Here is a 12,212-nt window from a genome sequence, read left to right on the forward strand (position 1 = left end):
CAAAAAACCAAGGAACCCCGCGGGCATTAACCTGCGGGGTTCCTTGAGGCTTGCTGCTCGGCGCTTGGCGCTTACTTCTGGAAGTTAAGCATCCGCTCCAGGGGCTTGAGGGCGGCATGACGCAGGGCATCGTCGACGAAGATCTCGCCGCCGCCCTCGCGCAGGGCGCCGGCCAGGTTATCCAGGGCGTTCATGGCCATCCAGGGGCAGTGGGCGCAGCTCTTGCAGGTGGCACCATTGCCGGCGGTGGGCGCCTCGAAGAGGGTCTTCTCCGGCACCGCCTGCTGCATCTTGAAGAAGATGCCCCGGTCGGTGGCCACGATCAGCTTGTCCTGGGGCAGCGCCTTGGCCGCCTTGATCAGTTGGGAGGTGGAGCCCGCCACATCGGCCAGTTGCACCACCGCCTCCGGGGATTCCGGGTGCACCAGCACCGCCGCCTCCGGATAGAGGGCCTTGAGGTCCTCGATGCCCTTGGCCTTGAACTCCTCGTGGACGATGCAGGCCCCGTCCCAGAGCAGCATGTCGGCGCCGGTCTGCTTCTGGATATAACCGCCCAGGTGCTTGTCCGGGGCCCAGAGGATCTTCTCGCCCCTGGCATGCAGGTGCTCGATCACGTCCACGGCGATGGCGGAGGTCACCACCCAGTCGGCACGGGCCTTCACCGCCGCCGAGGTGTTGGCATAGACCACCACGGTGCGGTCGGGGTGCTGGTCGCAGAAGGCGCTGAACTCGTCCGCCGGGCAACCCACGTCCAGGGAGCAGGTGGCCTCCAGGGTCGGCATCAGCACGCGCTTCTCCGGCGAGAGGATCTTGGCGGTCTCGCCCATGAAGCGCACCCCGGCCACCACCAGGGTGTCGGCCTCGTGGCGGGCGCCGAAGCGGGCCATCTCCAGGGAGTCGGCCACGCAGCCGCCGGTCTCTTCGGCGAGCTGCTGGATGGCATCATCGGTGTAATAGTGCGCCACCAGGACGGCGTTGTTGGCGTTCAGCAGGCGCTTGATCTCTTCGACCCGCGCCTCGTCCTCGGCGGGAATCCGCGTGGGGCAATAGGCTCGAGCCAGATGCTCGCGCACCTCGACCCGGGAAGTCATGATCGTCATCGTGTCTACCACTGTGACTGGCAGGGGCTCCCCCTGCGCTTTGCCAGTTGCGTCGAACGACCGCGCTCCGCGACCGTCGCGCTCCCAGGGCCCGCCGTTGCGTCTACCGCAGTGGCCGGCCCAGTTCCCATTCTAGCCCAGATGCTCGGCTAGCCTGCAACAAAAACGCCCCCGCGAGGTGCGGGGGCGTCTTCGAGAATCTGGTGGGTCGTGTAGGATTCGAACCTACGACCAATTGGTTAAAAGCCAACTGCTCTACCAACTGAGCTAACGACCCCTTTCACCATGCCCGGGGCAAGGTGAAGTGGCGGTGTGGTGGGTCGTGTAGGATTCGAACCTACGACCAATTGGTTAAAAGCCAACTGCTCTACCAACTGAGCTAACGACCCGCCGCCGGATCGTCGGCCATCGACCCTGCTCAGGGGAGTCGATGGTGGGTCGTGTAGGATTCGAACCTACGACCAATTGGTTAAAAGCCAACTGCTCTACCAACTGAGCTAACGACCCGCCGACAGGGCGCAGATATTACTGAGTCACCGCGCCCAAGGCAAGAGTTTTGAAGAAAATTTTCAGCGTTTGGGACCCGAGCGCGGACGCCGCACCCCCTGCACCGGGCGCCGCTTGTTCTTGTCACGGCTCCAGCGATTCTTCTCGTCCGGAGTCAGCTCCGGCACCTTGCGGGCTTCCAGTCCGGCCAGGGTGGCCAGGTCATCCACCTCGGTCTGGGTCAGCTCGGTCCATTCGCCGGCCTTGGCCCGCTTGTCGAGGAAGATATTGCCGTAGCGCACCCGCTTGAGGCGGCTCACGGTCAGCCCCTGGGACTCCCACAGGCGGCGCACCTCGCGGTTACGCCCCTCCATGATCACCACATGGAACCAGGTATTGATGCCCTCGCCGCCGAACTCCTGGACGTCGGTGAAGCGCGCCGGGCCATCCTCCAGCATGACCCCTTCCACCATCTGCTTGATCTGGGGCTTGGTCACTTCCCCCATGACCCGCACCGCATACTCCCGCTCCACCTCGGTGGAGGGATGCATCAGGCGGTTGGCCAGCTCGCCGTCGGTGGTGAACAGCAGCAGGCCGCTGGTGTTGATATCCAGGCGGCCGATGGCGATCCAGCGCTCGCCCTTGAGGCGCGGCAGCCGCTCGAAGACGGTGCGCCGCCCCTCGGGGTCCTTGCGGGTGCACAGCTCGCCTTCCGGCTTGTTGTACATGATCACCCGGCGCGGGGTCTCGTCGGCGCCGCGCAGGGTCACCGGACGCTGGTCGAAGGTGACCTTGTCGACCAGCTCGATACGGTCGCCCAGGGTGGCCACCTTGCCATTGACGGCGACCCGGCCATCGGCGATGGCGGTCTCCATCTCGCGACGCGAACCCAGCCCGGCCCGGGCCAGTACCTTCTGCAGTTTTTCGCTACTCATGAGTCATCGATCTCATCGGTTGAGTGTGACGCACCCGGGCGCTCGTCATCCTCGACGGTCGCTCGCTGGCGGGCGCGTTCGGCAAGGCGAGCCTGCAGATCGCTGAAGCTCAGGCCCTGCCCGTGGGACGCCGTCTCGGCGTGTGCGGCGTCGGCCATCCCGGCCGTCGCATCGTTCTCTTCCTGTTCGTGGTGCTCGCCGAAGGCGCCGGCCTCCGGCTTCTCGATCTCATTCGCCTCGGCTTCGTCCGCCTCGGCCTCGCCCGTCGCCACCGGGGGCGGCTCCTCCGCGGGCACGGTTTCCTCGCCCCAGTCGTCGCGATTGGCCAGCTCATGCATGGGCGGCAGGCTATCCAGGGTCTTGAGGCCGAAGTCGTCGAGGAAGGCCCGGGTAGTGGCATAGACCGCCGGGCGCCCCGGCACGTCACGGTGCCCCACCACGCGGATCCAGCCCCGCTCGGTTAGGGTGCGCATGATCGAGCTGCTCACCGCTACGCCGCGCACCTCCTCGATATCGCCCCGGGTCACCGGTTGACGATAGGCGATCAGCGCCAGGGTCTCCATCAGCGCCCGGGAATAGCGCTGGGGACGCTCGTCCCAGAGCCGCGAGACCCAGGGCGAGAGCCGCGAGCGAATCCGCAGCCGGTAGCCGGAGGCAGTCTCGATCAGTTCCAGGGCGCCCCGCTCGTGGCGCAGGCCGAGGCGTTCCAGGGCCTCGCGCAGGGCCCGCCGGGGCGGGCGCTCATGCTCGTCGAAGAGGCCCTCGAGGCGCTCCAGGGCCAGCGGCTCCCCCGCCGCCAGCAGGGCCGCCTCGAGGATCTCGTCCAGGGCATCGGGAAATTCCATGGCGGTCATGGCGTCGCCTCATCCTCGAAGGCGCTCTCGCCTCCGTCTTCCGGGTCTTGGGGATCTTCGGCGAAGGCCTCCTCCTCCGCCGTCGAGGCCGCCCTGGCGCGCACATGAATCGGCGACAGGGGCGCGTTCTGCACGATCTCGATCAACGCCTCCTTGGCCAGCTCGAGGATCGCCATAAAGGTCACCACCACCCCGGCCTTGCCCTCCTCCAGGGTGAACAGGGCCTCGAAGGGGGTATAGCGCTCGTGCTCGAGGCGCTCCATGATGCGCATCATGCGCTCCCGGGTGGAGAGCACCTCGCGGCTGATCTGGTGCGACTGGGTCAGCTCGGCGCGCTTGAGGATACCGGCCAGGGCCCCAAGCAGCTCGTCGAGTTCCACCTCGGGGTGGATCACCCGGGTCTCCAGGCTCGGCGGCTCGGCATGGGCCGGGAACCAGTCGCGGCCCTGGCGCGGCACCTCGTCCAGGGACTCGGCGGCCTGCTTGAGGCGCTCGTACTCCTGGAGGCGACGAATCAGCGCCGCCCGGGGATCCTCTTCCTCCTCGTCGCCCTCCGCCTTGGGGGGGCGCGGCAGCAGGGTCCGCGACTTGATCTCCGCCAGCATCGCCGCCATCAGCAGGTATTCCCCGGCCAGCTCGATCTCCAGGGCCTTCATCAGCTCCACGTACTCGATGTACTGGCGGGTGATGGCGGCCACGTCGATGGCCAGGATATCCAGGTTCTGGCGGCGGATCAGGTAGAGCAACAGGTCGAGCGGCCCCTCGAAGGTCTCCAGGAAGACCCGCAGCGCCTCGGGGGGAATATAGAGGTCCTCGGGGAGTTGGGTGATCGGCTCGTCGAACAGCCGCGCCAGCACCTCCGCCTGTGCGGCGGCCGCTGGTGCCTGGCTGGTCGCCTGCTCCGCGCCGACTGTCTCGCTCACGCCCTGCCCGTCCGGTTGCGTTCAGCCGGCCAGTCTACCAAGAGAGCCGCGCGGGAGATAGCGAGGCCGACTCCGCGGGGTTATCGCTGTTACTCTCTGTGGGGGCCCGGGGCTATCCTGGGGATAGGCCGTCGCGGGGCGCTGTAAACCCATCCCTGGGCGCTACTTTTGCCCTGCGGCGCTCTCGCATCCTGCTCCGCTTGCAGGACCGGGGCTGGCCATCCCTGGCCAGCCCGTTCGGAGGCATCCTCCTCACCCCTGGCAAAAAACCCCCGCTCCACCCTACCCCCAGCGCCCCTCGGCCATTCCAACTGCAGTATCTCTGGCCTACTCCGCCGCCTCGGCGCGGCGATAGCGGCCCACATAGTCGAACAGCTTCTCCCGCACCTGCCAATGGCGGCCCACCTTGCGCCCCACCACGAAGTCCGGATGGCGCAGGCGCCGCCGCTCTTCGATCACCGCCTCCGGGGTGGTGGGGCGCCAGTCGCTGCCCGGGGCGCGCAGGTGATCGCGCAGGAAAACGGCGGCGAAGGCGCCGCGCTGGGCCGGGGTCTCCAGGGCGAACCACTCGCTGAGCGTGGCGCCGTCTTCATCGTGGTAGGTGACCCTGAGGCGCGGCAGGCCACGACCATTGACGGTGGCCTCCAGCTGCATGCCGCTGACCCTGAGCACCCTGGCATCCTTGAGGCGTAGCGCCGCCTTGAGCTTGTCGTCGGCATCCACCAGCAGGGTCTCGCAGCCATGGCAACGGCGGGCGGCGATATCGTTCTCGGCGCCACAGTCGCCGCATACCTTGAAGCGAAAGCGGAAGTCGCACTGCCGCGTCCGCCGCCCCTGGCCGGGCACCGAGCCGGCACCCGATACCGGCGCCCCGCTCTCGGCATCCACCAGCCCCTGACAGCGGCGCCCGAAGTGCTCGATCACCAGGTCGCCGTCGCGCTTGCCCCAGAAGAGGTTGGCGTGGCCGCAGGCGGGGCACTCGACCTGCACCGGCTCGCTGTCGGGGTCCGGCTTCGGCGAACCCACCTCGGGGGCATAGAGGTCCCAGGGGTTGCCGGCATAGTCGAGGATCAGGCAGTCCGTCTTGCCCGGCGACAGGCGCAGGCCGCGCCCGACGATCTGCTGGTAGAGGCTCACCGACTCGGTGGGACGCAGGATGGCGATCAGGTCCACATGGGGGGCATCGAAGCCGGTGGTGAGGACCGCCACGTTGACCAGGTACTTGAGCTCCCGGGCCTTGAAGGCGGCGATGATCGCCTCACGCTCGGCGGAGGGCGTCGCCCCGGTGATCAACGCCGCCTCGGCCCGAGGCAAGTAGCCGAGGACCTCCTCGGCATGGGCCACGCTGGCGGCGAACAGCATCACCCCCTGGCGGTCGCGGGCGCGCTCCACCACCTCGGCGATGATCCCCGGGGTGGCGCGGTTGCCCGCCGCCACCCGATTGAGCTCCTCCTCGCGGAACAGCCCACTCGACGAGGGCACCAGGCGCGAGAAATCGTAGCGTTCGACGGCGGCATCCACCCGCCTCGGCTCGGCCAGGTAGCCCTGCTTGACCATCAGCCGCAGGGGCTGCTCGAAGACGCAGTCGCGGAACAGGCAGTCCGCCTCACCGCGTACCATGCCGTGATGGTGGCGATGGTAGATAAAGCCCTGGCCCAGCCGGTAGGGGGTGGCGGTCAGCCCCAGCACCTTGAGGCCGGGGTTCTGGGCGCGCAGGTGATCGATCACCCGACGGTAGCTAGAGGCCTTCTCCTCGGCCACCCGGTGGCACTCGTCGATCACCAGCAGGGTAAAGGCGCCCTGCCCCGGCGACGGCGCGGCGAAGGCGTCCAGGTTCCTGACCACCGACTGCACCGAGCCGAAGACCACCTGGCGACTGGCCTCCTTGCGGCCCAGGCCGGCGCTGAAGATATCCGCCTGGCGACCATAGGCGAGGAACTTGGCGTGATTCTGCTCCACCAGCTCGCGCACATGGGCCAGCACCAGCACCCGCCCCCGGGCCAGGCGCGCCAGCTCGGCGATCACCAGGGACTTGCCGCTGCCGGTGGGCAGCACCACCACGGCGGGGTCGTCGCTGGCGCGAAAATGATCGACCACCCGCGAGACCGCCTGCCGTTGATAAGGCCGCAGGCTGGGAGGGCTGGCAAAAACGTCGGAGGAAAGGGGCGCGGTCATGGCAGGGCCCTGGCAAGCAAAGCCGCCATTCTAGCGGCTCACCGTGGGCCGGCCCAAGCCAACGGCTAGTCGAAGCGGGCCGGGCGCTTTTCCAGCCGCGCGGCCACCGCCTCCCGCTGCTCGGCGCTACCCAGCAGCTCGCCCTGCAATTGGGCCTCCAGGGCCAGGCGCTCCCGCCGGGGCAGCGAGGGGGCGGTTTCGAAGAGGGTGCGCACCGCCGCCACCGCCCTGGGCGAGCGGGCGGCGATGGCCCGGGCGCACTCCAGGGCGGAGGCCTCCGGGGACTCGCTCAGGCGGGTGACCAGGCCCAGGGCATAGGCCTCGTCGCCACTCACCTTGCGCCCGCTCCAGGCCAGCTCCTGGAGCAGGTCCCGGCGCAGCCCCGCGCCGGTCACGCTGATGGCCATGTCGGGGATGATGCCCCAGTCGATCTCCAGCAGCCCCAGCCACGCCTCGGGGTGTGCCACGCGGATATCCGCGCCCAGGGCGATCTGCAGGCCACCGCCATAGGCATGGCCGTGCAAGGCGGCGATCACCGGCACCCCGGCGTCGCGCCAGCCCAGGGCCAGGCGCTGCACCGGGTTGATGCCGTCCTCTGGATCGGCCTCCAGTAACCCGGGCAGTCGCTCGGGAGACGCCATGATGGACGCCATATCCAGGCCGGCGCAGAAGCTCTCGCCCTCCCCCACCAGCAGCACGGCGCGTACCCGCCCGGCCTCGGCCAGCGCCTCGAGGCGCCTTTGCACCGCCAGCAGGCCCTCGATCATGGCCCAATCCAGGCCATTCAGGGCGTCGGGGCGGGCCAGGGCGACCCGGGCGACAAAGTCGGTGACCGTCAGGGTCACCCGTGATGCGAAGTTTTCCTGGCTAACGCTCTCCGGCATGGGGCCGCTCCTCGGTGGCAAATACCCCGAGTGTGCGCCTCGCCGGACATGTTTTCAAACAGTTGTTTCAGGCCAGCAGCAGGCCCTGCAGCAGCAGATAACCGGGCAGCCAGGCGGTCACCAGGCCCTGGGCCAGGGCGGTGCGCGCCATCAACGGCTGCAGCTGCGGACGATGGCAGAGCATCAGGTAGAAGCCGAACCAGAGCAGCGCCCAGGCCAGCCAGTTGAGCCCCGACCACCAACCCCAGAGCCCCTCGGCCACCGCCAGTTGCAGCAGCCCGGTGGGCAGGGCGGTCAGCGCCACGAAGAGGCAGAAATAGCCCAGGCCATGACCGGAGCTGCCGTTGCGGCGATTGATGGCCACCCATAGGTAGGTGAAGGCAAATAACAGGGTCATGGCCGCGGTGCGCACGCTGGCGGCATCGGCCCCCGGGCCGAAGGCGGCATAGGCCGCCACCGCCAGGCTGACGCCCCCGACGAAGAAGTTGATTACCTGGATCTCGCGGTCCTCGATGCGCCCCAGCATCCACAGGCCATTGAGCACCAGCACCGCGCCCACGTAGAGCAGACTCAGTCCCTCATGCACCGTTGCATTCTCCCGGCTCGGGGCGCCAACCCCATGCCGGTGCCCCTCTTGCAGGCGCTCTTATAGCCCCAAGCGGCGGCCCCGACAAGAGGTTTGTGGAAATAGATTCCATAACATGCCATGGATAGACAGAAGGCGGCCCGAGGGCCGCCTTTGGGTATACGCCGGAGGGGGGTTAGGGGGTTAGCCCACCCAGACCCGGGCCCGACGTTGCATAACCGCGGAACGGTCGCACCCAGGCGCCGAGCCGTCTTCGCCTTAACCCACCCAGACCCGGGCGTTGCGGAACAGCCGCAGCCAGGCGCCGTCCTGGGTCCAGTCGCCGGGACGCCAGGAGTTGGTGACCGCCCGTACCACCCGTTCCGGGTGAGGCATCATGATGGTGACCCGGCCATCCGGGGTGGTCAGGCCGGTGATGCCGGCGGGGGAGCCGTTGGGGTTGGCCGGGTAGCGGCTGGTGACCTGGCCGTAGTTGTCCACGTAGCGCAGCGCCACCTGGCCGCCACTCTGCATGGTGCGCAGGTGACCGCTGTCGCGGAACTCGGCGCGGCCCTCGCCGTGGGCCACGGCGATGGGCAGCCGCGAGCCCTGCATGCCGGCCAGCAGGATCGACGGGCTCTTCTCCACCTGGACCATGGCCACCCGGGCCTCGAACTGCTCCGACTCGTTGCGCACGAAGCGCGGCCAGGCCTCGGCGCCGGGGATCAGCTCCTTGAGCTGGGAGAGCATCTGGCAGCCGTTGCAGACGCCGAGGGCGAAGCTGTCGTCGCGCTGGAAGAAGCCGGCGAACTGCTCGCGAGCCTGGGCGTTGAAGAGCACCGACTTGGCCCAGCCGCCGCCGGCGCCCAGGACGTCACCGTAGGAGAAGCCGCCGCAGGCCACCAGCCCCTTGAACTGCTCGAGGGTAACTCGGCCCTCGAGAATATCGCTCATATGCACGTCGACCGCCTCGAAGCCGGCCTTGTCGAAGGCCCAGGCCATCTCCAGGTGGCCGTTGACGCCCTGCTCGCGGAGGATCGCCATGGCCGGACGGGCGGTGTTGATAAAGGGCGCGGCGATATCCTCGTCGATAGCGAAGCTGGGCTCGGCGGAGAGCCCCGGATCGCGGTTATCCAGCAGGCCGTCGAACTCGCTCTTGGCGCACTCCGGGTTGTCGCGCAGCGCCTGCAGCTGGTAGCTGGTCTCGGCCCAGGTGCGCTGGGCCAGCAGCCGGGTGGTCTCGAGCAGCGGCTCCTCGAAGAGGGTGACCCGCACCTGGTCGTCGTAGCGAGGCCGGGCGATGACGCCGCAGGTCTCGATGCCGGCGGCGGCGAACTGCGCCAGCACCTCCTCGGTGTGGGCGCGATTGACCTGGATCACCGCCCCCAGCTCCTCGGCGAAGAGAGCATTGACCGCCTCGTGGGGCTCGTCGACCAGCCAGTCGAGCTTGACCTCCAGGCCGGCGTGGGCGGCGAAGGCCATCTCCAGCAGGGTCACCAGCAGGCCGCCGTCGCTGCGGTCGTGGTAGGCGAGCAGCTTGCCCTCGGCGTTGAGCCCCTGGATCACCGCGAAGAAGGCCTTGAGGTCCTCGGCATCGTCCAGGTCGGGGCAGTCGTCGCCCACCTGGCCATAGACCTGGGCCAAGGCCGAGCCGCCCAGGCGGTTCTTGCCGCCGCCCAGGTCGATCAGCAGCAGGTCGGACTCGTCCTGCTCCAGGTTGATCTGCGGGGTCAGGGTCTTGAGCGCATCGGTGACCGGGGCGAAGCCGGTGATCACCAGCGACAGCGGCGAGGTGATGCTCTTCTCTTCCCCCTCCTCCTGCCAGGCGGTGCGCATGGACATGGAGTCCTTGCCCACCGGCACGGCGATGCCGAGTGCCGGGCAGAGTTCCATGCCCACGGCGTGGACGGCGTCATACAGCGCCTGGTTCTCGCCGGGGTGGTCGGCGGCGCTCATCCAGTTGGCGGAGAGCTTGATATCGGACAGCGCGGCGATGGGCGCGGCGGCCAGGTTGGTGATCGCCTCGGCCACCGCCAGGCGGGCGCTGGCGGCGGGGTCGATCAGCGCCACCGGGGGCCGCTCGCCCATGGCCATGGCCTCGCCGGCGTGGGTGTCGAAGCTCGCCGTGGTCACGGCGACGTCCGCCACCGGCACCTGCCAGGGGCCGACCATCTGGTCGCGGGCCACCTGGCCGGTGATGGAGCGGTCGCCGATGGTGATCAGGAAGCTCTTGGAGGCCACGGTGGGCAGGCGCAGCACCCGATCCATCGCCTCGCGCAGGTCCAGGTTGTCGAGCATCACGCCGGCCAGGTCGCGGTTCTGGCGCACGAACTCGCGAGTCATCTTCGGCGGCTTGCCGAACAGCACGCTCATCGGCAGATCGACGGGCTTGCTCTCGAAGTGGCCATCGCGCACCTCGAGATGGTGGGGCTCGGTGGCCTCGCCGACCACCGCATAGGGGCAGCGCTCGCGGCGGCACAGGGCGTCGAAGGTGTCGAGATCCTCCGGGGCCACCGCCAGCACGTAGCGCTCCTGGGCCTCGTTGCACCATATCTCCAGCGGGCTCATGCCCGGCTCGGCATTGGGCACGGCGCGCAGGTCGAAGAGGCCACCGCGCTCGCCGTCCTTGACCAGCTCCGGTAGAGCATTGGAGAGGCCGCCGGCACCCACGTCATGGATAAAGCAGATGGGGTTCTTGTCGAGGGCCCAGCAGCGGTCGATCACCTCCTGGGCACGACGCTCGATCTCGGCGTTGTCGCGCTGCACCGAGGCGAAGTCCAGGTCGGCGCTGGAGGCGCCGGAGGCCATGGAGGAGGCGGCACCGCCGCCCAGGCCGATCAGCATGGCCGGCCCGCCCATCACGATCAGCTTGCCGCCCACCGGAATCTCGCCCTTCTGGACATGCTGGTCGCGGATATTGCCGTAGCCGCCGGCGATCATGATCGGCTTGTGGTAGCCGCGGCGCTCGATGCCATGGGCCCCCAGGGCGTCCTGCTCATAGGTGCGGAAGTAGCCGGTGAGGTTGGGGCGACCGAACTCGTTGTTGAAGGCGGCGCCGCCGATGGGCCCTTCCAGCATGATTTCCAGGGCGTTGACGATGCGCTCCGGCTTGCCGTAGTCGAAGGCCTCCCAGGGCTGCACGAACTCGGGGATGCGCAGGTTGGAGACGGTGAAGCCGGTCAGCCCCGCCTTGGGCTTGCCGCCGATGCCGGTGGCGCCCTCGTCGCGGATCTCGCCGCCGGCGCCGGTGGCCGCGCCGGGATAGGGAGCGATGGCGGTGGGGTGGTTGTGGGTCTCCACCTTCATCAGGATCTGGATCGGCTCCTCGACGGCGCCATAGCGGGCCCGCTCGCCTTCGGCGCCGGTCAGCGGCGCGGCGAAGAAGCGCGGCGCGGTGGTGCCCTCGATCACCGCGGCGTTGTCGCTGTAGGCGGAGAGCACCTTGCCCGGCGAGGCCTGATGGGTGTTCTTGATCATCTTGAACAGCGAGTGGCTCTGGGCCTCGCCGTCGATCAGCCAGTCGGCATTGAAGATCTTGTGGCGGCAGTGCTCGGAGTTGGCCTGGGCGAACATCATCAGTTCGACGTCGGTGGGATTGCGCGAAAGCTCCTGGAAGGCCGCCAGCAGGTAATCGATCTCGTCCTCGGCCAGCGCCAGGCCCAGCTCGCCGTTGGCGGTGACCAGCGCCGCCCGACCGCCGCCCAGGATATCCACGCTGCCCAGGGGCGCCGGCTCGTGATGCGAGAAGAGCTTGGCGGCGTCGGAGGCATTGGCCAGCACCGTCTCGGTCATGCGGTCGTGGAGCACCGCCTGGATGCCCTCATAGGCCGCCTCGGAGAGGGTGCCACCCAGCCTGACCCGGTAGGCGATGCCGCGCTCCAGGCGACGCACCTGACTCAGGCCGCAGTTGCGGGCGATATCGGTGGCCTTGGAGGACCAGGGCGACTGGGTGCCGATGCGCGGCACTACCAGGAAGAGGTGGCCCTCGCGGCCAGCCGCGTCCCGGGGGGCGCCGTAGTCGAGCAGCCGTTCCAGCACCGCCAGCGCCTCGGCGCCGAGGTCGCCATCATGGTCGACGAAGTGCACATAGTCGGCATGCAGGGATTCGACCTCGGGCACCTGTGCACGCAGGGTGGCCAGCAACTTGGCATGACGGAAAGCGGAAAGGGCAGGCGCACCGCGCAGTTCGAGCATGTCGATCGAGCCTCTGAAGAGATAGCGAAGAAATGGCAGGATTGGTGCCGCGGCTGGCGGCGATCTGGCGCACATGATACTGGAAAGCGGGGCGTG

The 12,212-nt window shown here is 68.6% G+C and carries 8 protein-coding genes and 3 tRNA genes; all 11 read right to left on the minus strand.

Annotated elements, in window-relative coordinates; translation table 11 throughout:
* Positions 1 to 71 precede the first annotated feature (71 nt).
* The 11 genes from nadA to purL all read right to left on the minus strand — a co-directional run bounded on the left by nadA (position 72) and on the right by purL (position 12,116).
* Positions 72 to 1,100 (minus strand): quinolinate synthase NadA, encoded by a 1,029-nt coding sequence (gene nadA, locus ACQ1W9_RS16100; RefSeq protein WP_431024259.1) that lies wholly within the window; start codon positions 1,098 to 1,100, stop codon positions 72 to 74.
* Positions 1,101 to 1,301: 201 nt separating this feature from the next.
* A tRNA-Lys gene (locus ACQ1W9_RS16105) sits at positions 1,302 to 1,377 on the minus strand.
* Between the two features lie 36 nt (positions 1,378 to 1,413).
* Positions 1,414 to 1,489, minus strand: a tRNA-Lys gene (locus ACQ1W9_RS16110).
* Positions 1,490 to 1,531: 42 nt separating this feature from the next.
* Positions 1,532 to 1,607 (minus strand) — tRNA-Lys (locus ACQ1W9_RS16115).
* A 62-nt stretch (positions 1,608 to 1,669) separates the two neighbouring features.
* A complete protein-coding gene (gene rluB, locus ACQ1W9_RS16120) occupies positions 1,670 to 2,521 on the minus strand; it encodes a 23S rRNA pseudouridine(2605) synthase RluB (protein ID WP_346062591.1) in 852 nt (283 codons plus the stop codon).
* Positions 2,518 to 3,375 (minus strand): SMC-Scp complex subunit ScpB, encoded by an 858-nt coding sequence (gene scpB, locus ACQ1W9_RS16125; protein WP_431024260.1) that lies wholly within the window; start codon positions 3,373 to 3,375, stop codon positions 2,518 to 2,520. The genes rluB and scpB overlap by 4 nt, the downstream gene beginning before the upstream one ends.
* Complete coding sequence (locus ACQ1W9_RS16130; protein WP_431024261.1) at positions 3,372 to 4,298, minus strand: segregation and condensation protein A; 927 nt, start codon at positions 4,296 to 4,298, stop codon at positions 3,372 to 3,374. The genes scpB and ACQ1W9_RS16130 overlap by 4 nt, the downstream gene beginning before the upstream one ends.
* 327 nt (positions 4,299 to 4,625) lie before the next feature.
* On the minus strand, positions 4,626 to 6,473 hold the full coding sequence (locus tag ACQ1W9_RS16135) for a DEAD/DEAH box helicase (protein WP_431024262.1): 1,848 nt from the start codon (positions 6,471 to 6,473) through the stop codon (positions 4,626 to 4,628).
* 65 nt (positions 6,474 to 6,538) lie between these two features.
* A complete protein-coding gene (locus ACQ1W9_RS16140; RefSeq protein ID WP_431024263.1) occupies positions 6,539 to 7,357 on the minus strand; it encodes a crotonase/enoyl-CoA hydratase family protein in 819 nt (272 codons plus the stop codon).
* Positions 7,358 to 7,424: 67 nt separating this feature from the next.
* Entirely contained in the window at positions 7,425 to 7,943 is a 519-nt protein-coding gene (locus ACQ1W9_RS16145) for an AmiS/UreI family transporter (RefSeq protein WP_431024264.1), read from the minus strand.
* A 258-nt stretch (positions 7,944 to 8,201) separates the two neighbouring features.
* Entirely contained in the window at positions 8,202 to 12,116 is a 3,915-nt protein-coding gene (gene purL / locus ACQ1W9_RS16150; protein WP_431024265.1) for a phosphoribosylformylglycinamidine synthase, read from the minus strand.
* Between the last annotated feature and the right edge of the window lie 96 nt (positions 12,117 to 12,212).

The sequence above is a fragment of the Halomonas sp. H5 genome (assembly GCF_050613175.1).
Taxonomy (GTDB): Bacteria; Pseudomonadota; Gammaproteobacteria; order Pseudomonadales; family Halomonadaceae; genus Bisbaumannia; species Bisbaumannia salifodinae.